The organism is Mucilaginibacter sp. SMC90 (genome assembly GCF_022811725.1).
Lineage (GTDB): Bacteria > Bacteroidota > Bacteroidia > Sphingobacteriales > Sphingobacteriaceae > Mucilaginibacter.
This window is the reverse complement of the sequence record NZ_CP094527.1, coordinates 5408460-5430298: the sequence shown is the minus strand read 5'-3', so window position 1 is coordinate 5430298 and position 21839 is coordinate 5408460. Positions and strand designations below refer to the sequence as shown.

Sequence of the window (21839 nt, the reverse complement as noted above, 5' to 3'; positions counted from 1 at the left end):
CGAAAATGAAAAAACTAACATATATCATTTTACTGGCGGTGTTTTTTGCAACATCCTGCCAAAAAGACCCGATGGATGGCATCAAAAGCCATGAGCGGGCAATAGAATCATTCAGCGTAGGGGCAGGGCTGGTACAAATAGGCCCTGCAGTTATAGATCGCGATGCGTCGACGGTAACCGTGCGTGTATTAGTACAACCAACCAATGATTTCAGTAAGGTAAAACCAACGGTAATCTCATCCTATAAATCAAACCTGCAGCCTTCATCCGGAGCGCAGGTTGATTTTTCGGGGAGCGGTAACACTGCTACATATACCGTAACCTCAGAAACCGGCGAAAAGAAGGAATGGAAAGTGATCCTACAGCCTTTTTCCGAAGCTTTACTGGGCATTTTTAAAATAAACGGCCTGGTAGTTTATGGCGGTACCGGCCCTGAGTATGGTGGCGGCGCGGTTTTAAAGCTTGATGATAAACCATGGGATTGGCCCGCCACTGATGGTCCTTCGGCAGAGCTGGATAACTCGCTTACCCTCACCTATACTGGTGTAACTGCCGATGGTAATACCTATGGCAAAATAGTGAACGATGCCGGTGCAGATGGTAAGTATGCCAATTTTCAATACATACAAAACCCGGTTACTGATGTAAACAGTTTTTACCGCAAAATCCCGAAAGGTGAGGGCACCTGGCTGCATAATTATTCGGATAATACCATCACGTTCACTTTTGCGGATGGTAGTACCTCAACCGGAACATTTGAAAGTGCCGGCACAACCAGTTTGGGTAACGGCTTAAGTAAAACCATTACCGATAATGCGTTCAAGTTTACTTTAAATGGCGTTGACGACTGGAATAACATTTATTCGGATTACGACAAGTTTGTGAAACGCCCGAGGGTTTTCTGGATTGATGTGAAGAAGCAGTAAGTCGCCCGGGCAACTAAAAACACGCCGCCCGGCTCCGGCTGGCAAGTGTCGGAAAGATAAAAGTCGATGAGTAAATAAAGACATGTCATTGCGAGCGTAGCGCTGCAATCGTACGGAAGCATATTCGCCCCGTATTGTATGCGATTGCTTCGTCGTTCCTCCTCGCAATGACATAGTTTTTGTCTTTCTAATACTTATGGATCGAAGCCAGGCGGTAACTATTGAAATGTGACGTTGAATATGAACCCTTATGAAAAAAATGCAAATACCTTTAATATTGATCACTGCTGCTACGGCTGTTTTCTTTGCCTGCGGTGGAAAAAAATCTGATGCTGGTCCTGGTGGTGACAACGGCGGCACAAAACCACCGGTTGATACGCCCGTGGTTACCATTCCCGCCACGCCATTTAAATCGCTTAATTACCTGTATAAAATATCGGGTACCAAAACCGTAGCCGGCATCCACAACCGCGAGCCAAATGCTACCCCCGCCGTGTGGACTGAGAAAGTTTACAGTGTAACCGGTAAGTATCCCGGCCTTTGGAGCGGTGATTTCCTGTTTCAACAGGATAATATCAACGACAGGCAAACCATGATCAACGAAGCTATTAACCAGTGGAACAAAGGAGCGCTGGTCAACATCATGTGGCATTCCTGTAATCCGGCCCTTGCCGAGCCCTGCGGTTTTGACGCCAATGGTGTACTCAGCAAACTCACTAACGACCAGTGGACAGAACTCACCACCGATGGCTCAGCCATGAATAATAAATGGAAAGCTTTGGTTGATGAGGTTTGCTTTTACCTACAACAGTTAAAAGACAAAAACGTGGAAGTGCTTTGGCGGCCCATGCATGAAATGAACCAGGGCAGCTTTTGGTGGGCAGGAAGACCCGGCCCAACCGGCACCCGCAAACTTTACCAGATGCTGCATGACTATATGGTAAAAACCAAAGGGCTCACCAACCTCATCTGGGTTTGGGATGTACAGGATTTTGGCAGCCTTAACGATGATGTAAATGCCTACAATCCCGGTGCCGATTATTATGACGTTGCCGCGCTTGATGTTTATGATGGCAGCGGTTATACCCAGGCTAAATACAACACTATGGTAACCGTAGCAGCGGGGAAACTCATTGCTATTGGCGAATGCCAGAAATTGCCTACCGCAGCTCAGCTGACTGCTCAGCCTAAATGGACATTTTTTATGGGCTGGAGCGAACTGGAATTTAGCAACAACAGCGATGCCGATATCAAAAAACTGCATACTGCGCCCAATGTGATCACCCTTGATAAAATGCCAGGCTGGAAATAAGCCCATGTTATAAATGAAACTACATTATAAAATATTAACCCCCTTGCTGTTGTTTTTTGCTTGCGCCGCCCAGGCGCAGCAAATACAGTATCATTTGCTGAATACTAAGGTTATTGAGTTTGAAAAAACGGAGTGGGATATTAGCTTATCTGCTCCTTTTGTAAACCCTTACGATCAGCAGGATATTAGTGTTGATCTGGAAATGGTTAGCCCGTCAGGAAGGCCTGTTGTGCTGCCGTGCTATTTTGAAAAGGGCGATAGTACGCGGTCGAACTGGAAAGCCCGCTTCGCCGCGCAGGAAACAGGTGAATACACTTACCATTTTAACCTCAGAAGTAAGGCTGGCGAATCAAAATCAAATGAGGGGCGTTTCGATGTGCAGGCGGCCGCGAAGCCCGGATTCCTGCATAAAAATAATACCTGGACCTTTAAGTTTGACAATGGCAGGTTGTTTAGGGGAATTGGTGAAAATGTAGCCTGGGAATCAAGAAAGTTTGAAAACGATAAATGGACCTATGATCATTTGTTACCTACGCTTTCAAAAAACGGGGCTAACTTTTTCCGTACCTGGATGTGCTACTGGAACCTGCCGCTGGAGTGGAAAAAGGTTTCTTCAACCAAACGTTACCGCAGTACCAATGAGTACTTTAATCCAGGTGCCCTTAAACGCATGGACGAACTGGTACAGATGACCGATTCTTTAGGCTTGTATTTTATGCTCACACTGGATTGGCATGGCCATTTGATGGAAGCCGGAGGCTGGAAAAACAGTCCTTATAACACTATAAACGGTGGCCCGGCAAAAACTCCGGCAGAGTTCTTTAGTCTTCAAAAAGCTAAAGAAAAATATAAAAATAAGCTTCGTTATATAATTGCCCGTTGGGGATACAGCACCAATATTGCTGCCTTTGAGTTTTTTAATGAGGTTGATAATGCGGCGTTCAATAAAGAGGATAGTATTTTGATCCCGCATCAATACATTACGCAATGGCATGATGATATGAGCCGCTATCTGAAAGATATTGATCCTTATCATCATATGGTTACAACAAGTATTTCGCACCGGGATATTCAGGGACTTAATTCCTTAGCTTATCTTGATTTTAACCAGAAGCACATTTATAAGCATACCGAAAAAATCCCTGCAATATATCCGTCTTATATTCAAACCTATGGTAAGCCCTATGTAGTTGGGGAGTTCGGATACCGTTGGGAGGATGCTGATCCTAAATATGCAAAAGAGGCCGATTTTGATTTCAAACGCGGCCTATGGTATGGTTTATTCAGCGAAACGCCCTTACTGCCCATGAGTTGGTGGTGGGAGTTATTTGATGATGAGAAAATGGCCTATTATTTCAAAGGCGTACGGGAGATAAGTGATGCCATGCTTAATGCAGGTGATGGCTCATTTGTACAAATCCCTGTTATCGCCCGCAAGGCCGAAGCTTACGGGATGAAATGTGGTAATAAATATTTCATTTACCTGCTCAATAATACGGATCAGCTAATTTCAACACAGGTGATTATCCCGGCGTCACTTAATAAGTTCTCAGTCCGGTCATTTTTACCCGAAACAGGGAAGTACAGAACAGAAGGCGGCGGCAGGTCATCAGGCAAAAACATAACGATCAGCACTTTGGGATTGCAATCAAAAGAAGCTCGGATCTTAATCGTAAATGATGAAAGCAAATGAAGTTTTCAGGGAAATAACCCCGCTTACCCCGGGCGATTGTTTCCTGCTTTTCGATAGGAATAAAAAGCGGTTTGACTTTCCGGTGCACCGGCACCATGAAATGGAACTTAATCTGATCTTAAACGCTGGCGGTGCCAAACGCGTTGTTGGCAATCATTCGGCAGAAATTACTAATACCGAGTTGGTATTGCTTGGGCCTAAACTGGAGCATGGCTGGCTAAACCACAATTGCAGAGGCGAAAACATCCGGGAGATAACCATACAGTTTCAGCATGATATTTTAAGCGGTGGAATGTTTGACCGGGAACAGATGCAAATGTTAAAAACTATGTTCAACGCTTCGGCAAAGGGCATAGTTTTCGGCGCGGAGACGGTTAATAAACTCGCCCCTATGATTTCTGCACTGTCCGGTAAAAGCGGGTTCGATTCGGTAATTGCTTTGCTGAAAATTCTTCATGAGCTTTCCATGTCTCCCTATGAATGCCTGCTTGATCATGATGCAGATGCGGTGGTTTTGCCTGTAGAAAAGCTGCGGGACAAAGATTTTATTGAAATAGCTTTTTCTTTCATGAATGCTAATTATCAACAACCGCTCAGCCTTGATGAAATAGCTATGGCCGTTAAAGTGCCCGGTGAACTTTTAAGCAGGATGCTAAAAAGAAGTACAGGTTTAACCTTCAGAGAATGTCTTGCTCAAATCAGGCTTGGGCATGTATCACGTTTGCTGATTGAAAATAACTACTCGGTTGGGGAAATTGCTTATCGCTGCGGTTTTAGCAACCTGGCAAATTTTAACCGCATATTTAAGCTAAATAAAAAATGCACCCCTAAGCAGTTCAGAAATAAGTATAACGGAAATAAGGTTATGGTATATTAAGTGGCTTTTGATAATGCCGCCCTGTAACAGGATTGTGGCTGGTATTCATTGTAAGCCACTTGTTAATGTTAAAATAGTATTACATCTAAACGAGGGTAATAACTAAGTTTGTTTTACCCGTTATAACAGTTGCCACTACCAAACCGGCAATATTGATATATGTTTTTCTTTTAATAAAGTTTAATAGGAAGGTATTTGCGCATGAAGAAACTTTACTCTTTTTTAGTGTTTGGGTATTGTGTTTTATTTGCCCTGACCGGTAAGGCCCAATATTTATATCAGCAAATTGATAATAGCAGCGGTTTGTCTAACAGCTGTATCAATACCATTTACCAGGATAGCGAGCAGCTTATTTGGTTTGGCACCTGGGACGGCCTGAATTTTTATGACGGCAAAAATATCCATGTATTTAATTATGAACGTACCAGGCCCGGTAAAAATTCGATAGCCAGTAATATTATTTATCAGGTAACCGGTGATAATAGCCGTAACATCTGGATCGGTACGGTTGAAGGTATATCCAAATTCAATAAAAGCACCGGCGATTTCAGCAATTATTTTTATAACCGTAAAAAAGTGGTATCAAACGGGTATACTATTGCTGTTGACAATAACGGCCTGGTATACACCGCCCGCCGCAATGGTAATGAAATTGACCTGTATGATCAGCAATTGGATAAGTTCAGCAAGGTTGATATTAAAGGGCTGAATAACTTTTTATTAATAAAGATCTTTTTTGATGTTCATAACAACCTATGGCTCCTGAAAGACGATGGTATCCTTGAGGTTTTTAAAAGAACCGCTGCCGGCTTTGTAAAACAAACAGCATTTCCATCGGTAAATAATATCGATAATGTGTTTTTTGTTAACGGAAAGGTATTCTATACATCCAAAAACGGCGATTTATTTGGTGTGGAGGATAATTTCGCCGCTCAGAAAATATTGAAGCTGCCCCATGAGGTACGTTCCATGAGCTATTATCGTCAGCATTATGTTTTTGCATGGGCATCAAAGGGTGTTGGCGAGTATACCCCGGATTTTAAACCATCAGCTTTTTTATCTGCCGAAATACCGGTATTACAAAACATACGGATTACATCGCTGCAGGATGCCGGCGCAAATTTGCTATGGATAGGTACTGATGGCAACGGGATCCTTAAAGTAATGCCTAAAGAAAACTATTTCGGCATTATCCAAAAACAAAGTAACGGGCAATCATTCCATATTCCTGTGCGGGCTTTTTGTTCGGTTGATAATGAATTATGGGTTGGAACCAAGGGCAACGGGATTGTCACTATTAAAAATTTTGGTAAAAGCGATGTGTCGTTTTCTACAATCAAGTCTTTTCATACCAATGTCGATCTGCTGGATAATTGTGTGTATTCTATTACCAGGGATAAAACCGGTATGGTTTATATCGGCTCCGACGCGCCGGGCATAACACTGTATGATCAGCGTTTGAAGAAATTTATCAAATGGGAAGAGATCAGGGGCAGCGAGAAATATCCTTCTTTTGGCTCAGTGCATTGTGTACTGCATGATCAGGACGGTTCGGCATGGCTTGGCCTGAACGAAGGGGGATTGGTACATCTTAAACTGGAAATTGACAAATGGGGTAGGATATCGCTAAAGTACCTTGAAAAATATATTTATGATGGTACTAATGCCGGGCCAGGCAGTTATGTGATTTACAGCCTTGCCGAAGGTAATAACGGCCGGATCTGGATAGGGTGCCGTTATGGAGGTTTGAGCATGTTTGATAAAAAGCTCCGGAAATTTAAAACAATAAAAGCATTCTCATATGATAAGAGCCTGTCAAACAATGATGCACTTTCGCTTTACATGGATAGCCGTAAAAAACTTTGGATAGGTACCAGTTTTGGTTTAAACTGGGTTGATGAAGAGGTGGCAGCAAGGCAGGTAAAGCCGGTATTTAATAAACTATATGTTGATGACGGCCTCCCCAACAACACTGTTCATGCTATTAATGAAGACAACGTCGGTAATATCTGGATTAGTACCAACAAAGGACTGGCCCGGATCAATCCGCAAAGTTTAAAGATTGTACAGTTTAAAGAATCGGACGGGTTGCAGAGCGATGAGTTTAGCGATAACGCTGTTTGGAAAGATCCTGCCGGGATGTTGTTTTTTGGGGGGATTTATGGGTTTAACTATTTTTTGCCCGAAGGTATTGTTATTAACAACGAGCAACCGCACCTGCTGCTTTCCGAATTACAGTTTGCAGGTAAATTTGCAACCGAACGTGGTTTAAATGTATTAACCAAAAATGGTTCGGCCGTGAACCGGCATTATGAACTGGCACCTCAGGATAATTATTTTGAGCTGAATATTCAACCTGTAACCTACCTGCACCCGCAAAAATGTCAGTACGCTTATTTTTTGGAGGGAAGTGATAAGGAATGGCATTATATGGGGAATAATGAAAAGATCATTTACAATAATATTTCGGCAGGGAGCTACAGGCTATTGATTAAATGGACAAACGGTGAAGGCATCTGGACCGAGGGGATCCCTGCTTTTAGTATTACTGTAAAGCAATATTTTTGGCTAACTACCTGGGCTTACCTGTTATATGCACTTGTGCTTGCAGGTTCCGGCTACCTGTATTTCAGGTACCGCAAAAACAAATTCATGATGACGCAGCAACTCCGTATGGAGCATATGCTGCATCAAAAGGACGAGAAATTGCACCAGGAACAGCTCAACTTTTTTACCAATATAGCCCACGAGCTACAAACACCGCTAACACTTATTTTAGGGTCGTTGGAAAGATACCTTTATAAAAGCAAACAGGATGAACCGGCGCAGAATAACTATTTTTTATCGGTTGTAAAACAGGAAGCATCGCGGTTACATTACCTGGTGTTGCAATTGCTGGAGTTTCGCAAAGCCGAATCCGGCTTTTTGAAGAATCATTTTTCCTATCTCAATATATCAGGCTTACTCACCAATATTGCCAAATTGTTCGAGCCGCTTTCTGAACCCAAAAAGCTCGATTTTTCATGCTATATAGAGCCTGACATCAGTTTGTGGATTGATAAGGATAAACTGGAGAAAATTATTTTCAACCTGCTGTCTAACGCGTTTAAGCATACCAGTGATGGCCAGTCGGTGATATTTTCTGTAAACAGGCTTGCCGGATCTGATCAGCTGGAAATGGTGGTGGCCAATTCTGGCTGTACCTTAACCGGAGATGAAATGCAACGCCTTTTCGACAGGTTTTTTGTAGCCGACGGAAGCCAGCAAAGCAAGATCAGTTCGGGGGTAGGGCTTGCCTTTACCAGGCAGTTGGTGTCATTACTCAATGGTACTATTGATGCGCAATGCAATAACGGCTGGATAGCTTTTAAGGTATATTTGCCTTTAAGCTTTATACCCGGTAAGCATGAGCTGGTAGCCGAAGCGGGGGATAAAATTGAAAAGCCATCGTATATCTTTCAATCGATAACTCCGGGACAAGCAAATGAAAAGCAGGTTACAGTAGCCGAAAATAATAAGAAAGCGCTTGTGAAAAGCTTTGAGCAGGAAGATAAGAAAATGATCCTGGTGGTTGAGGATGAGCAACGTATCCGTTACTTGATTAAAGATATTTTACAGGAACAATATATAGTGTATGAAGCTGCAACCGGCAAAGAGGCCCTTAGTGTTATCAGGCGTATTACGCCCGATCTGATCATTAGCGATATCATGATGCCTGATTTTGATGGTTTACAGCTTTGCCGGGTAATTAAAAGTACACCCGAATCCTGTCATATTCCATTCGTGATCCTATCGGCAAGGGGAACCATTGAGCAACAGACCGAAGGCTACGAGTTGGGGGCCGATGCCTATATCCCCAAACCTTTCCAAACAGAACATTTGCTGGTGAGGCTTCAAAAACTGCTTGAATACAGGGAAAAACTGCACCTGTTTTTTAATAATAGCAAGCTTGCCGATCAACTGGATGTTAATGACATTAAGGACAGCGATAAATATTTTATAGAAAAGGTGGTTGGTATAATAGAAGATAATCTGTTGGAGGAACTTGACGGCGCTTTTTTAGAAAATGCATTAAACCTGAGTAAGATCCAGCTGTACAGGAAAATAAAAACGCTCTCCAATATGAGCCCTACGGAGCTGATCAGGCACGTGAGGCTGCAAAAAAGTGCAGTGCTGCTAACAACTTCCGACCTCACGGTATCCGAGATTTTTTACCGGACAGGCTTTAATAACAAAACCTATTTTTTCAGGGAGTTTAAGCGGGTGTATAATTGTTCGCCAAATGCCTATCGAACAAAACATAGGCTGCCTGATTTAAATTAGTATCGTAACTGTTGTATCAGTATAGAGGTATTACCTTCATGCTGATAGGCCTAACCTGATCTGTCTACCCCTGGCAACTTGCTTTATTATTATTGCCAAGCGAGTAAAAATGATATTTACCGGCTAAAGCGTATTATGGTGTAAGAAGCCGCAGGCAAAGTATAATTAATTTTATCATCGGGCCAGGATACCCGTGTTGATTTTGGGCTGATCAGCTTTGGCTGTGCTGGGGTATTAACATCTTTTAAATCCCCGGCAAGTTGCACTATCGAGGCATTGGCATTACGTTTTTCAAAACCATTCAATTTGATATTAACTGGTACAGACTTTTCTGCCGGATTTACAATATGCAATACCAACTGTTTGCCATCTTCACTAAGGGTAGCGCTGACATCAACCGGGCCGGTGGTCATACTTGCAATGTTTAAAGGCAAGTGATTTGCCGATGCCATTTGCTGGGCGTAAAAAGGCGGCATACCCCAAACCTGGGCTGGCGTAAAAAAAACTTGCCCCTGGTCCCAGCCGTTGTCATTTTGCCCTAATGGCTGCAATGCGTTTGCCGCACATGATGTAAGTACAAAATCGGCATGCCTGCACACTGCATTCAATGTACTGGCATGGCCAAGTGCCCTTGACACATCATGACGACCACCATTTTCTTCAAAGATGGTGCATTTCAGACGTGTACCGGGGTTCCACCCGGTGAACATAGCCTTCATTAATGTAAGGGAACTATCTACCTTAGCCCCGGCGTCGGGATTATCAGCATCGGTATGCAGGTCCCAGTAGTCGGCCTTGCCATCTATAGCTTCAAAAACCAATTTCATATTAGGCGACCCAGGACGCCACCATGCCGAACAGATAAACTTTAAGGCAGGGTCTTTTTTATGCATGGCATTTTGTAAAAGGTTAAAACGTTCGGCATAGTGCTCATATTCTGATCTTACATCTCCGTGAAATATCACTTCTTCGTTCCCTATCTCAATATATTTTACTTTATAGGGGGCCGGATGGCCATTATTAGCACGTTGCCTGCCCCATTTGGTATGTATATCCCCTTTCAGGTATTCTATCATATCGGATAAATCCTGAGGCGTTTCTTCAATGTTGATGGCAAATGCTGCTTCAAAACCTGCTGCTTCGCATAACTGAATAAATTCTTCAATTCCGAAGCCGTTGGTAGTGTGAGGGTACCAGTGACCCGTATATGGCGGACGCTTATCGCGGGGGCCTATCATATTTTTAAAACGGTAACCAGGGGCGTTAACCATGGTGCCCCCATATCGCAAAAAGTTAAGGCCTTCATGCTGCATAGCGGTTGCGATATCCGAACGGAGCGGCAGGCCTTTAAACTGCTCCTGTTTACATAGCAGCGTTACCTGGTCGGCCCACAGCTTTCCCTTGTTGTTTATACTGATAACAAACCGGGCTTTTACATCACTTTGCAACGCTTTTATAGCAAATGTGTATGGTTTCCATTCCGGTGTGATATTTTTAATTACCTGGGTTCCGTAAAGTTTTTTGCCATCGGCGCTTTGCAGTGATATGGTTACATCGCCTTTTAAACCCTGGCCTTTCATAAATAACGAGCCCGAGTAAAAGTTTCCTTTGCGCAACGCTATCCCCCAGCGGTTTAAGCCGCTGTTGGCAACCCCGGCTATTCCTTTATTGCCGTTATGCATAATCACCTGCGATTGCCTGCCATTATAAGCATTGTTTGTATCTATTAAAAAAGAGCCGGTGCTATTAACGTTTATTGCATCCCAGGCACCACTTACTTTCAGGGCAGGTTCGGCATGAAAACTTTCTGTCGTTGTTTTTCCGTTAACTGTGATGGTAAGATCTTTGTATGCCACATCGGCGTTATATGTTCTGAGCCCAAAGTTTCCCGGGGGCAGGGGGGCTTTATTGTCTGTTAAGGTAGCAACTGCTGATTTATCATCGTTGAGATAAACCTTAAATGAATTGCCACTATTCTCTATCTTAAGCTTTATCCAGTTTTTAAAATCAACAGAAAGTTTAGTTTCGCTTAGCGGGGTCCAGTTGTTACGGTGTTTGCCAAATACCAGCACCTTTTTATTCGGATCGAGACTGATTTCATAACCATTAAAACTGTCGGCTCCCCTACTGGCATTACTCACGTTAACCAGTATACCTGCATTATCATTTTGTCGGCCAAACTTCATCAAAACTTCCGCAGTATAGGAAGCGCCCGGCGACTGTTGTTTTACCAGTTTAAAGCCTTCGCCCGCGTTTACGCTTATGCTGTTTTTACCGGGTTGCCAATAGCCTCCATAATTTTTCCAACCGGCAATAACCGGTGAAGCAGAAGGTTCTTCAAAACTTTCACCAAAAATGCGCTGATCGTAAAGGCCGCCGTAAATCTCATGATTAACGTCTTCGATACAGGCACCATAAAGATTGGAAGGGATCCGGTTAAGTGTTTGTGAAGCGTTGATAGTTATTTGGGCCTGCTGGGCAAACGCAACAATAGGCAGGGCAAACAAAACACAGAAGCAAAACCTTGCAGTTGAAGTTTTCAAAAACATACGGGACGTAGATAATGGTTATGTTTATTGATAATATAGCGTAAAAATGGAGCATAATGCGACAATTATCTTACACTGCATTACCGGGTTATAGCACCGTATTGATAAATTCATACGCCCTCCCCGGAAATTTTTCAATATATCGCTGAACCTTGCATTTAGGCGGAATAATTGGTCGTGACTTTTTATAAAAATACGATATTTCGTGATTTTACTCCTGTAGGTTGTTTTTAATTATTTGATAATCAGTTATTTGATTTCGTGGCATGGTAATTACCCCACTTGTCTGCAGTTCAGCATGTTGCTGTAGTAAAATGCTGGGCACTAATTGAATATCTCCTCTGCGTAACGCACCAGTAATCAAATAATTAAAAAAACACACCATGGAAAAGAAAAAAGAACTAACCGCCGGTACCATCATTATTGCAGCAATGGTATTATTTGCCGCACCTGTTTCTGCTCAAAGCGCTGCCACGGCAGCTGCGCAGGGTTCCGAGGCAATTCGCCCGTTTCATGTGAACTTTCCTGATGCGGACCTGGCAGACCTTAAGCAGCGTATCAAAGCTACAAGGTGGCCCGATAAGGAAACAGTAACCGACGAAACGCAGGGTGTGCAATTATTAACCATGCATAAACTTGCCGATTATTGGGCAAAAGATTATGATTGGCGTAAGGTAGAAGCAAAGCTAAATGCCTTGCCCATGTTTGTCACTAATATTGATGGGGTAGATATACACTTTATTCACGTGCGTTCAAAACAGAAAAATGCCTTGCCCATTATTGTCACACACGGCTGGCCAGGATCAGTTATTGAACAATTAAAAATAATAGGCCCGCTTACCGATCCTACTTCCTTTGGCGGCAAGGCGGAGGATGCTTTTGATGTGGTTATACCTTCATTACCAGGTCACGGTTTTTCAGGAAAGCCCACAGGCACAGGTTGGGACCCGGTTCGGGTAGCGCATGCCTGGATTACTTTGATGAAAAGGCTGGGATATACCAAATATGTAGCCCAGGGCGGTGACTGGGGCGACGCTGTTTCGGAGCAAATGGCATTGATAGCCCCGCCCGAATTACTCGGTATCCATGTTAACATGCCTGCTACGGTTCCGGCTGATATTGCAAAAGCACTTAAGTTCGGTGATCCGAAGCCTGCAGATCTTTCGGCAGATGAATCACGTGCTTATGATCAATTGAGCTTTTTCTACGCGCACGGTTTAGGCTACGCTATTGAAATGGCTAACCGTCCGCAAACCCTTTATGCATTGGAAGATTCGCCGGTTGGGCTTGCCGCGTGGATGCTTGACCATGATGCCGCAAGCCAGGCCTTAATTGCCCGTGTTTTCAACGGCCAGACCGAAGGGCTTACAAAAGAGGATATTGTTGATAATATCACTCTTTACTGGTTAACTAAAACTGCAATTTCGTCGGCCAGGCTTTATTGGGAAAATAAGCTTGTTTTCTTTGACCCTAAGGGTATCAAAATCCCTGTAGCAGTAAGTGTATTTCCTGATGAGATCTACGCTGCGCCGGAAAGCTGGACAAAAAAGGCATATGCCAATCTGATCCATTTTAATAAGCTCGAAAAAGGTGGGCACTTCGCGGCATGGGAGCAACCTAAGGCGCTAACCGAAGAACTTCGCGCCTCATTTAAATCACTGCGATAATTATATCAAAGGGAGAGCCCCTGATGTTTGCAATTATCTTGAATGAACCTCTTATAAATCTAATTTAAGAATCAAGTTTTTAAAAAGTAAAACTATGGAAATCAATAAAATTCTGTTCGTTGTTACATCACATGATGAATTGGGCAACACAGGCAAGAAAACCGGTTTATGGATTGAAGAATTTGCAGCGCCTTATTATAAGTTTCATGACATGGGCAAGCAAATTGTAATTGCCTCACCAAAAGGCGGGCAAGCCCCCATCGACCCTAAAAGTGATTTGCCCGAAAACAGGACTCCAGCTACTATCAGGTATTATAACGATAAAGAAACGCAGGATAAGCTGAGCAATACCGTAATGTTAAACAGTGTTTCTGAAAAGGACTTTGATACCATTTTTTATCCGGGCGGTCATGGGCCAATGTGGGACCTGGCCAACGACAAGGATTCGGCAAAGCTTATCGAGTCTTTTTACCAAAATGGCAAAATCGTAACCCTTGTATGCCATGCGCCGGTAGCCTTAAAAGAAGTTAAGACCCCTGAAGGCGAATACCTTATTAAAGGAAAAAGGGTGGCAGCATTTACCAATACCGAAGAGGAGGCTGCACAGTTAACAACGGTAGTGCCTTTTCTTTTAGAGGATATGCTTAAAGAACGTGGTGCCAATTTCCAAAAAGGCGAAGACTGGAAGCCATTTGTAACCCGCGAAGATCATTTGATTACCGGGCAAAATCCGGCCTCATCTGTTTTGGCTGTAGATACCTTACTTGATTATGCAGAAAGGATGTAGCTATTTACCCTGTTCGGTATTAATGAAAATTACTGCTTAGCTCAGGATAATTTAGCTATACAAACCAAAAAATCCCTGTTTAGTATATACCAAACCCGCTCAATAGAGGATGCGATATTGCAAACAGGGTTTTTTATGGAGTGACAATTGGCATTATTTGATTTGAATAAACTTGAATGAATTTGAACTGGAAATGAATTTGATACAAAAGGCATCTCCTGTAAATTTAATTGAACAAAGCGGTTTTACCTGTTCCAACCTGTATCAATTAAATTATGACCAATGAAAAAGCTAAGATTTTTATTCTTGTTGTATCCTGTTATCGCGGTTTTGCACCTGCATGCCCAAACTGTATATGTAGATGCTGTTAAAGGCAGAGAGGAAGCTGCCGGAACAGCAGCCGATCCGCTGTTAAGTATTGAAAAAGCAGTGACGCTGGCTGGCTCGTTTACCGGTGACGAGCCCGTTAATATCAAACTTGCCCCTGGCTTATATATAGTGGCTCATGAGATGATCATCAAAACTGCAAAGACTGCTAATGACCAGTCGAGGTTTACCATTGAGGCCATGACCATGCCCGATGATCCTGATTGGCAGCCCGAGAAAATGCCGGTTATTCAATCGGTGTCCTCAAACAATTCAAACGTACAGTTTACCCATAGCGTAAGTTTCCTGGTAGCTAAAAATAATGTGAGCTTTAAAGGGTTAAAGTTTGTTGGTAATCCGCATCCGGATGTGGCTTATTATTATCCTATAACCCGGGAAGATGAAAACCTGAACGGGCTTGAGGTTTCTCAATGCTATTTTATCGGCGAAAAAAATTCCACACGTTTGCAAAGCGGGCTTTGGGCACATGGCGCCGGGATCCATGTTGACCATTGTATATTTTATAATTGCCGCAATGCGATGGTGCTGATCAAGGGGATAAAGGATTTTGCACTTACCAATTCCATTATTTACGGCGCTTATGAATCGGCTATTTGGTATGGACTTTCTGATGCCCCTTTTGTGTTTGACCATAATATCATTACCCATTGCAACTTTTTTTGGGTAAGGCCCGATAAATCACAACCGGCTTATACATTCAGCAATTCGCTTATTACAGAAAATGATGGTTATATGGGCTATATCGCTAACGATCTGATCCCGGCAACAGAAAGTAAGCTGACCGAGAAAAATATTCAAAAGACAGGAAAGGTGCTTTTAGTGGAGATTAAGACAGAAAAGCAGCAGCCTCATAATTATCTGAACCTTGCCCCCGGTTCGGCTGGAAACGACATGCCTGCCGGGATATTTAAAAAGGATAAAAAGTAATCCTGATAAATATCCCGGACCGGTTTGTTTGGTATTTGATATTATTTAAATGACTTAAAAGCTGCTGCTGCCTGGTTTAGCTGGGCTGTGCTATTGGTTTGCTGACCATTGTGTATAATGATCCGATACCTGAATGTTACCGATTCGCCTTTCTTTAAGGTAAGGTTCTTCTCAGATTTACCGTTGGTGAAAATCTTTTCGCCCAGCGGATTAGCTGCAAACAGACCATAACCACGGGCATGCCAAAAAGTAGGGTAATTGGGGTTTTGAGGATGATCAATAATAGCAACACTAACAGAATCGGCTCCTATTTTGCCATATACCTTGCACCATACACCACGGGTGCTCCATGCATCGTTGCCTGTTTTACCTTCGCTGGTAAGGTAGGTGCCGTTGGCTACCTTGTCGGTACCGCCTTTAACTATGGTTACATTGCCTTTATCATCGGTGAATTTCTGGTCGGCAGGATCCGGGATCTGTAGCTCATGGGCCAGGCGCAGGCCAAGCATCCCATCTTTGGCATCCTTGAAAAATGCGTCCATATCGGCAGTTAACGTAGTTACACGATCAATGGTCCGTTCCTGTTCGTTGCCGCTAAATTCAAAACGGGTTTGCTCTTCCAGTATCACCTGCTTTTGTTGATTGGTCCAGTTTGCGTGGTAGGCCAGTATGCCTTTTGCCCCGTCTTTTGTTTCCAGGATCTTGTCGGTATGGATCCAGCCGTAACCGCTTTTTTTGTCGGCAGGTATGGCATATGAGTTATTCCAGAAATCGAGCCCGTTCAGATTTTCAAAATTAAACCACAAACCGATGTGATGCGGGTGATCGGTAGGGTCGCCCGGGCGCGGAGCTAATGGAAACCCCCGGGTCACCAGCAGGCCGTTTGCCGAGTACAGGGGATAAAGTACTGGTTTTTCTAAAGTATCCGGATACAGGAAACTTGTAAAGGGTTTGCCACCTATCAGGATATCTATTTTATTATTTGTTGCTTTTACCAATTTTACCGGCTCTGCTTTTTGAGCTTGTACTGTCATTGCAAATAGGGTGTTTGTGGCAAAAATAAGGGCCCAGTTTTTTAATATTTTCATAGATAGTGGGGTTCGTAATTAGTGTATAAAATTATACTTCATAGAGTGGGGGAATGTGCGATTCCCCTGTTGAGAGGGGGGAGGGGTGTGTTTTTGCTGTTTGCCTACCGCTTGCATAACACACCCCTGCTACCACTCATTCCCCCGCGCCCCCTCTCAAGAGGGGATTTTATATGTTATACCTTAATATTTAAACACCTTTCCATTAGCCATTACTTCCTGGGTAGCCTCATTAAAAGTGGCTTTGTAGCCGGTGTGTACGGCGGCGTTGGTCATGATATTGGCTATCGAATGGCTGTAACCGGCCTCAACCGGCGCGTTTGGCTGCTTACGGCTCCGTACGCATTCCATCCAGTTGCGTACATGGTTTGACGTCAGTATATCACCGCCGGTATTGGCTGAAGCCACTACCTTTTCGGTATTGGCCAGGCTAAGCTCGGGCAGCAGGTTTGCTTTCATATGCATGGCATCGGCCATTTTTTGGGTAAGCCCCCCAGTTGGCGATACTGTGTTGGTGATAAGGTTAAGTTCGCCGCCGTTTGAGTAGTAGATCTCGGCCGGATGCTCATCTCCATTGTGCATCCTTGACCCAAAAGTAACCTGGAATCCGGTAGACGGATCATCAAGCGGGCCGTAATCAAATGCAGCCAGTATGGTATCCCAGTTGCGGCGTCCATCCTTCCACATATAAATACCGCCATTGGCAACTACACTGCGCGGATGTTTCAAACCGGTAAACCAGTGTACGGTATCAATCTGATGGCTCATCCATTGGCCGGCCAAACCAGAGGAATAGGGCCAGAATAAGCGGAATTCGAGGTATTTACGAGGGTCAAAATCTTCATATGGCCGGTTCATGATAAAGCGTTTCCAATCGGTATCCTGCTCTTTCAACTGGCCTAATAGTTCCGGTCTGCGCCAGCGGCCCGGTTGGTTTACATTCCAGGTTAGTTCAACCATAGTGATAGGGCCAAATTTGCCTGAACTTATAAATTCATTGGCGGCATGATAATTAGCGCCGCTTCTGCGTTGCGAACCAATTTGCACAATTTTACCCGATTCCTTTACCGCTTTTAAAGCAGCCCGGTTATCTTCCATGGTTTCGGCAAAAGGTTTTTCTACATAAGCATCGCAGCCAGCCTTTACCGCTTCAATGGTATGCCGCGCGTGCTGAAAATCTGCCGTGCTCACGAAAACGGCATCAACCGTTTTGCTGTCATACAATTCTTCGTTATTGCGGTAAGCCTTTACGTCGTGCTGCATTTTTTCTTTCCAGAGGGCCGCACCTTCTTCACGCCGTTTATTCCAGATATCAGATACAGCAACCACCTCAAAGTTGAGTTCTTTATAATGGTTCATGAAGCTGGGCACGTGCGAGCTTTTATGCCTGTCTGAAAAGCCTATTACGCCAACCCTAACCCTGTCGTTAGCTCCAATGATACGTTTATAACTTTGGGCGCTCCAGCTTTTTGGGGCAAGCATGATCCCGGCGCCGGCCAACGCGGCCTGCCTGATAAAGGTACGGCGTGATTTTTCCATATGGTAGATAATTTGGTTTGCAGGTTATTTTTCTTCAAAAGTTAGGGTGCTGCCAAAAGGCAGCCATCCGTGCTTTTTGTTAATTAAAAGGTAAACTGGTTAAATGCCTGTACTTATGCACGGCTAAACCAAATATCGACGAATTGAATTAAAAAGCAATAGTGTTTTTAACTGTTAATGTAACAATAATACTGCGTTGAGGGAAACTAAAAGCGGTACGCGCAAATCCAAAAGCTATTAAATTGATGTTTAACAGCGTCATGTTTACATAATAGCGCGGTTTGCCCCGCCGTCTACCTGGATGGTTGTTCCGCTGATATAGGAGGCCTGGGCTGATGAAAGAAATGCCACCATGGCTGCAAATTCTTCGGGCTTGCCAATGCGCCCGAGCGGGATGTTTTTTGTCTTTTCTTTAATTGCTTCTTCTGGATCTATGTGCTGGGGTAGGGTGTGTTTAATGCGGTCGGTTAAAATAAGGCCTGGAGCAATATTATTTACCGTAATAGCAAAAGGTCCCAGTTCATCAGCCAGCATTTTTGCCATACCAACCACCCCCATGCGCATTGCAGTAGAGAGCACCGAATTGGCCAGTACAGACTTTACCGAACCACTGATGATATTGATAATGCGGCCGCTGCCGACTGGTTTCATAAAAGGTAAAACCAACCTGGATGTCCGGACAAAACTAAGCATGTTTTGCTCATAGGCTTGTTGCCATTGCGTATCATCAAAACTTTCAAATTTTCCAAACGGAGGCCCGCCGGCGTTATTAACTAATATATCTATCTGGCCGTAAACGCCGCCTGCCTGGTTAATAAAGGAAGCCAATTGTTCGCTGTCAGTAACATCCACCGGAAAGCAGGTTACCTCATTTCCGGTTTTAGAGCGGATTTCATCTGCTGTGGCATTCAATTCGGTTATATTGCGTGAGCCAATAATGACTTTTGCACCTTCTGCAGATAAGGCGAGGGCAGAAGCCTTCCCCAATCCTTTACTTGCCGCCAGTACAACGGCTACTTTTTGTTCTAATCCTAAATTCATAAGTAAATTTTCTTAAATGTAAATCTCCTGAATTTTTGGATATCAAGCAGTGATAAAATTCGATAAACAGGTAAAGGAATAGCAAGGCGGCAGCCAGACTTAAGTTTCTGAAGCATAGTCCGGCTGCCGCACAAGATCCTGGGTAAAAACGAATAGCTAACTTTCTTTGGGATTAGGCTCTCCCTTGCCCGTTGTTATTAGGTTGTATAAACTGCCGGTGATGTAACCTGTCCACGCGTTTGAACAAACTTCATAACATTCATGCTGCGGAACCAGGCCCTGGTGCGTAAAACGTACCTGCGTTTTGCCATCTTTTTCAGAAATTTCAAATACAATTTTGGTGTTTTGCCATTCGGTTTGATCCTGGGTAAAACTGAAATAGTTATCCAGTACAAGCCAAACCACTTTTTGGTAGGGGATAACTTCCGTTAGTTTCATGGTACAGCGGTGAAGGTGGCGGGCTTTATAAGTAAACTCATCGTTTAGTTTTTCTGTGCCGCCCTTAACTTCTTCCGACCACCATCCACGAACATTGTTGATGGCATCAAAGGCCTCTTTCGGCGTTTGATTTACTGAAATGGTGATAGTTAAATCCTGATCTTTCATTTTTTATTTACTTTATCGTTCATTAAGGCCCCCAGTTTGTCCAGCTTGTCGCCCCAGAACTTATCATAGTAGGCTAACCATGCTTTTAACTCTTTAAAGCCGTCCTGTTTTAATATACAATGCCTTTCCCGGCCAATATCCTGTATAGCGATGAAGCCTGCGTTGTAAAGCACTTTAATATGCTTGGAAACGGCCGGCCTGCTCATATCGAAATTTTCGGCGAGCGAATTAATTGTCCGGCTGTCTTTTGAAAGCAGGTGCAGGATCTGCCTCCTGCTTGGGTCGGCAATCACCTGGAATACGTCAAGCCTGTTTTGTTCCATGTTTTCCTGCGTTTATAACCTGCAGCATTTTATTGATAAGTACCAACCAGCCTTCTTTCATTGAAGCAAACATCAACAAGTTTTCCGGGCCCGTAAAATCGCGGTGTTCCAGCAGCAGCTCGGTACCATTATCTTTCTCTGTTAGCAGCCAGTTCACTGTCGAGTCGCTCAATTCGCCGTTGCCCGGTCCGAACTTCCATGAATAGGAAAGCTTTTTAAATGGGATAACCTCCAGGATCTTACAATAAAAAATCCCGTCGAAATCCATTTCAGGCATGGGTTTGGCCTTCAGCTGGAATTCGTGGCCCGGTATAGGTTTCAGATCACCGGGCATCAACCATTGAGATACGAGTTCCTGATCGGTTAAATACTCCCAAACCACCTCTGGTGGGTGAGGATAAAATAATTGGTGTTGAATGATTTTTGCCATAATAGGTAACTTTAAGGTTACTCAAATTTATATGTAACTTGTGAGTTACGCAAATTTATTTTCATTTTTTTTAACCGGACGGCGGGATGTTATATAAAGTATTTGTTTAGCCCTTCGGAAGCGTTTTATAAAAGGCAAAGCGCTGAGATCGTGTTCTCAGCGCTTTGCCTTTTTATTTAATATCTATAAATAGCATTACCGCTGTTACGCGTTAGGGTGGGCATTTTGATACAGGATTACTCCTGCTATTACCAATGCAATTATCAATAGTACAGCAAGGATTATTTTAATAACACTTACCGGGCGCTGGCCAATAACCTCACCAGTGCTTGCGTTCACTGTAAACTGATATATCTTGTTGTTGTAGTTATAGGCACTTACCCAAACAGGGAGCATCAGGTACTTGATCGCTTTGTCAAGGTATTGGGTATCTGTGCTGTCTATCCTTTGCTCATCGCCACCAATATCATCTCTTATGGCCGAATTTATTTCTCCAACGGTTTGTTCTGCTGCTTTAACAAAGCCCTGTTCAGGATCTAACTGATAGGTTTCGGAACGGAAACCGCTCATGTATCGTTCATCAAACTTAACCAGCATATCAAAATTCCAGGGGCCAAGTTTATTAAGTGTTTTCTCGGGCAGCGAGTTACTGGCGGGTACCATCAGGTCGCGGAAATAACATTCTACCGTTCCCGACGCATACGACCAACTGGTGTGGCGTACTTCCCTGGTCCTGGTTTGTGTTTTACCGTCTACCGTTTCAGTATAGGTTTCGGTAGTGTAATAGTAGTCTCCGCGCTCGCCGCTGTAATCGGTTACAGTGTAAGTGTCGTAGGTCCAGTGAGGCAGATAAACACCTTTTAACGCTGATGAACTATCGCTTACTTTTTTAGCCAGATCATTTGGAGCCCACCACAAGCTTTTAAGCCATTTTTTGAAAAACTCAACACCCTGCTGCTGGGTGACGGCAAAGGGCAAAATATAATGGGGCGGTACATATTGCTGACCGCTTTCCAGATCCAACACTAAGGGAGCCGTACAGAACGGGCATTTATCAGAGGTTACAAACTGATCGAGAATAGTTTGTGAGCCACAGTTTTTGCAATTTACTACCTTCAGATCGGCGCTTTGCTTGGTGTTATCGATACCGGCAACAAACTCCTCATAATCATAAGGTGAAATGTCGCGACTATCGGGGGCGCTTTCAATAACATTGCTTACTCCGCAATAATCACACAGTAAATTATGAGTGCCGGGATTAAAGTGCAGTAGCGCTCCGCAGCCCGAACAGTTTAATGAATTGTTTATGGCCGATGGATTAACCGGGTTGTTCATTTCAGAAATATAGATTTAGGAATAGTTAC

Annotated in this window: 16 protein-coding genes; 8 read left to right on the top strand and 8 right to left on the bottom strand. The window is 43.6% G+C overall.

Annotation, left to right across the window (positions count from 1 at the left end):
• Nucleotides 1–5: 5 nt before the first annotated feature.
• From MTO98_RS22635 to MTO98_RS22615, 5 genes are all read left to right on the top strand, one after another.
• Complete coding sequence (locus MTO98_RS22635) at nt 6–926, top strand: hypothetical protein (RefSeq protein ID WP_243481254.1); 921 nt, start codon at nt 6–8, stop codon at nt 924–926.
• A 250-nt stretch (nt 927–1176) separates the two neighbouring features.
• On the top strand, nt 1177–2238 hold the full coding sequence (locus MTO98_RS22630) for a glycoside hydrolase family 26 protein (RefSeq protein WP_243481253.1): 1062 nt from the start codon (nt 1177–1179) through the stop codon (nt 2236–2238).
• 13 nt (nt 2239–2251) lie between these two features.
• The gene (locus tag MTO98_RS22625) at nt 2252–3931 is read left to right on the top strand and encodes a DUF5060 domain-containing protein (RefSeq protein WP_243481252.1); all 1680 of its coding nucleotides are present in this window, start codon (nt 2252–2254) and stop codon (nt 3929–3931) included.
• Nucleotides 3915–4808 (top strand): AraC family transcriptional regulator, encoded by an 894-nt coding sequence (locus MTO98_RS22620; protein ID WP_243481251.1) that lies wholly within the window; start codon nt 3915–3917, stop codon nt 4806–4808. The genes MTO98_RS22625 and MTO98_RS22620 overlap by 17 nt, the downstream gene beginning before the upstream one ends.
• Before the next feature lie 201 nt (nt 4809–5009).
• Nucleotides 5010–9131, top strand: coding sequence for a two-component regulator propeller domain-containing protein (locus MTO98_RS22615; RefSeq protein ID WP_243481250.1), 4122 nt, complete (start codon nt 5010–5012; stop codon nt 9129–9131).
• A gap of 116 nt (nt 9132–9247) precedes the next feature.
• On the opposite strand, the gene MTO98_RS22610 is transcribed toward MTO98_RS22615, so the two are convergent.
• The gene (locus MTO98_RS22610; RefSeq protein WP_243481249.1) at nt 9248–11680 is read right to left on the bottom strand and encodes an alpha-L-arabinofuranosidase C-terminal domain-containing protein; all 2433 of its coding nucleotides are present in this window, start codon (nt 11678–11680) and stop codon (nt 9248–9250) included.
• Between the two features lie 383 nt (nt 11681–12063).
• Here MTO98_RS22610 and MTO98_RS22605 point away from each other — a divergent pair, with 383 nt between their 5' ends.
• From MTO98_RS22605 to MTO98_RS22595, 3 genes are all read left to right on the top strand, one after another.
• Nucleotides 12064–13347: an epoxide hydrolase family protein gene (locus tag MTO98_RS22605; protein WP_243481248.1), complete on the top strand. Its 1284-nt coding sequence runs from the start codon at nt 12064–12066 to the stop codon at nt 13345–13347.
• Nucleotides 13348–13441: 94 nt separating this feature from the next.
• Nucleotides 13442–14134, top strand: coding sequence for a type 1 glutamine amidotransferase domain-containing protein (locus MTO98_RS22600; RefSeq protein ID WP_243481247.1), 693 nt, complete (start codon nt 13442–13444; stop codon nt 14132–14134).
• Between the two features lie 282 nt (nt 14135–14416).
• A complete protein-coding gene (locus MTO98_RS22595; protein WP_243481246.1) occupies nt 14417–15448 on the top strand; it encodes a hypothetical protein in 1032 nt (343 codons plus the stop codon).
• Nucleotides 15449–15489: 41 nt separating this feature from the next.
• Here MTO98_RS22595 and MTO98_RS22590 read toward each other — a convergent pair whose 3' ends face one another.
• The 7 genes from MTO98_RS22590 to MTO98_RS22560 form a co-directional block, all read right to left on the bottom strand.
• Nucleotides 15490–16536, bottom strand: a complete 1047-nt coding sequence (locus MTO98_RS22590) for a PmoA family protein (RefSeq protein WP_243481245.1) — start codon at nt 16534–16536, stop codon at nt 15490–15492.
• A gap of 183 nt (nt 16537–16719) precedes the next feature.
• Complete coding sequence (locus MTO98_RS22585; protein ID WP_243481244.1) at nt 16720–18075, bottom strand: Gfo/Idh/MocA family protein; 1356 nt, start codon at nt 18073–18075, stop codon at nt 16720–16722.
• Between the two features lie 264 nt (nt 18076–18339).
• The gene (locus tag MTO98_RS22580; RefSeq protein ID WP_243481243.1) at nt 18340–19116 is read right to left on the bottom strand and encodes an SDR family oxidoreductase; all 777 of its coding nucleotides are present in this window, start codon (nt 19114–19116) and stop codon (nt 18340–18342) included.
• A gap of 156 nt (nt 19117–19272) precedes the next feature.
• A complete protein-coding gene (locus MTO98_RS22575) occupies nt 19273–19722 on the bottom strand; it encodes an SRPBCC domain-containing protein (protein ID WP_243481242.1) in 450 nt (149 codons plus the stop codon).
• Nucleotides 19719–20045, bottom strand: coding sequence for a helix-turn-helix transcriptional regulator (locus MTO98_RS22570; RefSeq protein WP_243481241.1), 327 nt, complete (start codon nt 20043–20045; stop codon nt 19719–19721). The genes MTO98_RS22575 and MTO98_RS22570 overlap by 4 nt, the downstream gene beginning before the upstream one ends.
• The gene (locus tag MTO98_RS22565) at nt 20026–20475 is read right to left on the bottom strand and encodes an SRPBCC domain-containing protein (protein WP_243481240.1); all 450 of its coding nucleotides are present in this window, start codon (nt 20473–20475) and stop codon (nt 20026–20028) included. The genes MTO98_RS22570 and MTO98_RS22565 overlap by 20 nt, the downstream gene beginning before the upstream one ends.
• A gap of 204 nt (nt 20476–20679) precedes the next feature.
• Nucleotides 20680–21810, bottom strand: coding sequence for a hypothetical protein (locus MTO98_RS22560; protein WP_243481239.1), 1131 nt, complete (start codon nt 21808–21810; stop codon nt 20680–20682).
• Nucleotides 21811–21839 lie beyond the last annotated feature (29 nt).

Excerpts from the sequence above, each read along its gene's own strand:
- MTO98_RS22635 (WP_243481254.1), top strand. The coding sequence starts at position 6 with ATGAAAAAACTAACATATATCATTTTACTGGCGGTGTTTTTTGCAACA.
- MTO98_RS22630 (WP_243481253.1), top strand. The coding sequence starts at position 1,177 with ATGAAAAAAATGCAAATACCTTTAATATTGATCACTGCTGCTACGGCT.
- MTO98_RS22625 (WP_243481252.1), top strand. The coding sequence starts at position 2,252 with ATGAAACTACATTATAAAATATTAACCCCCTTGCTGTTGTTTTTTGCT.
- MTO98_RS22620 (WP_243481251.1), top strand. The coding sequence starts at position 3,915 with ATGATGAAAGCAAATGAAGTTTTCAGGGAAATAACCCCGCTTACCCCG.
- MTO98_RS22615 (WP_243481250.1), top strand. The coding sequence starts at position 5,010 with ATGAAGAAACTTTACTCTTTTTTAGTGTTTGGGTATTGTGTTTTATTT.
- MTO98_RS22610 (WP_243481249.1), bottom strand. The coding sequence starts at position 11,680 with ATGTTTTTGAAAACTTCAACTGCAAGGTTTTGCTTCTGTGTTTTGTTT.
- MTO98_RS22605 (WP_243481248.1), top strand. The coding sequence starts at position 12,064 with ATGGAAAAGAAAAAAGAACTAACCGCCGGTACCATCATTATTGCAGCA.
- MTO98_RS22600 (WP_243481247.1), top strand. The coding sequence starts at position 13,442 with ATGGAAATCAATAAAATTCTGTTCGTTGTTACATCACATGATGAATTG.
- MTO98_RS22595 (WP_243481246.1), top strand. The coding sequence starts at position 14,417 with ATGAAAAAGCTAAGATTTTTATTCTTGTTGTATCCTGTTATCGCGGTT.
- MTO98_RS22590 (WP_243481245.1), bottom strand. The coding sequence starts at position 16,536 with ATGAAAATATTAAAAAACTGGGCCCTTATTTTTGCCACAAACACCCTA.
- MTO98_RS22585 (WP_243481244.1), bottom strand. The coding sequence starts at position 18,075 with ATGGAAAAATCACGCCGTACCTTTATCAGGCAGGCCGCGTTGGCCGGC.
- MTO98_RS22580 (WP_243481243.1), bottom strand. The coding sequence starts at position 19,116 with ATGAATTTAGGATTAGAACAAAAAGTAGCCGTTGTACTGGCGGCAAGT.
- MTO98_RS22575 (WP_243481242.1), bottom strand. The coding sequence starts at position 19,722 with ATGAAAGATCAGGATTTAACTATCACCATTTCAGTAAATCAAACGCCG.
- MTO98_RS22570 (WP_243481241.1), bottom strand. The coding sequence starts at position 20,045 with ATGGAACAAAACAGGCTTGACGTATTCCAGGTGATTGCCGACCCAAGC.
- MTO98_RS22565 (WP_243481240.1), bottom strand. The coding sequence starts at position 20,475 with ATGGCAAAAATCATTCAACACCAATTATTTTATCCTCACCCACCAGAG.
- MTO98_RS22560 (WP_243481239.1), bottom strand. The coding sequence starts at position 21,810 with ATGAACAACCCGGTTAATCCATCGGCCATAAACAATTCATTAAACTGT.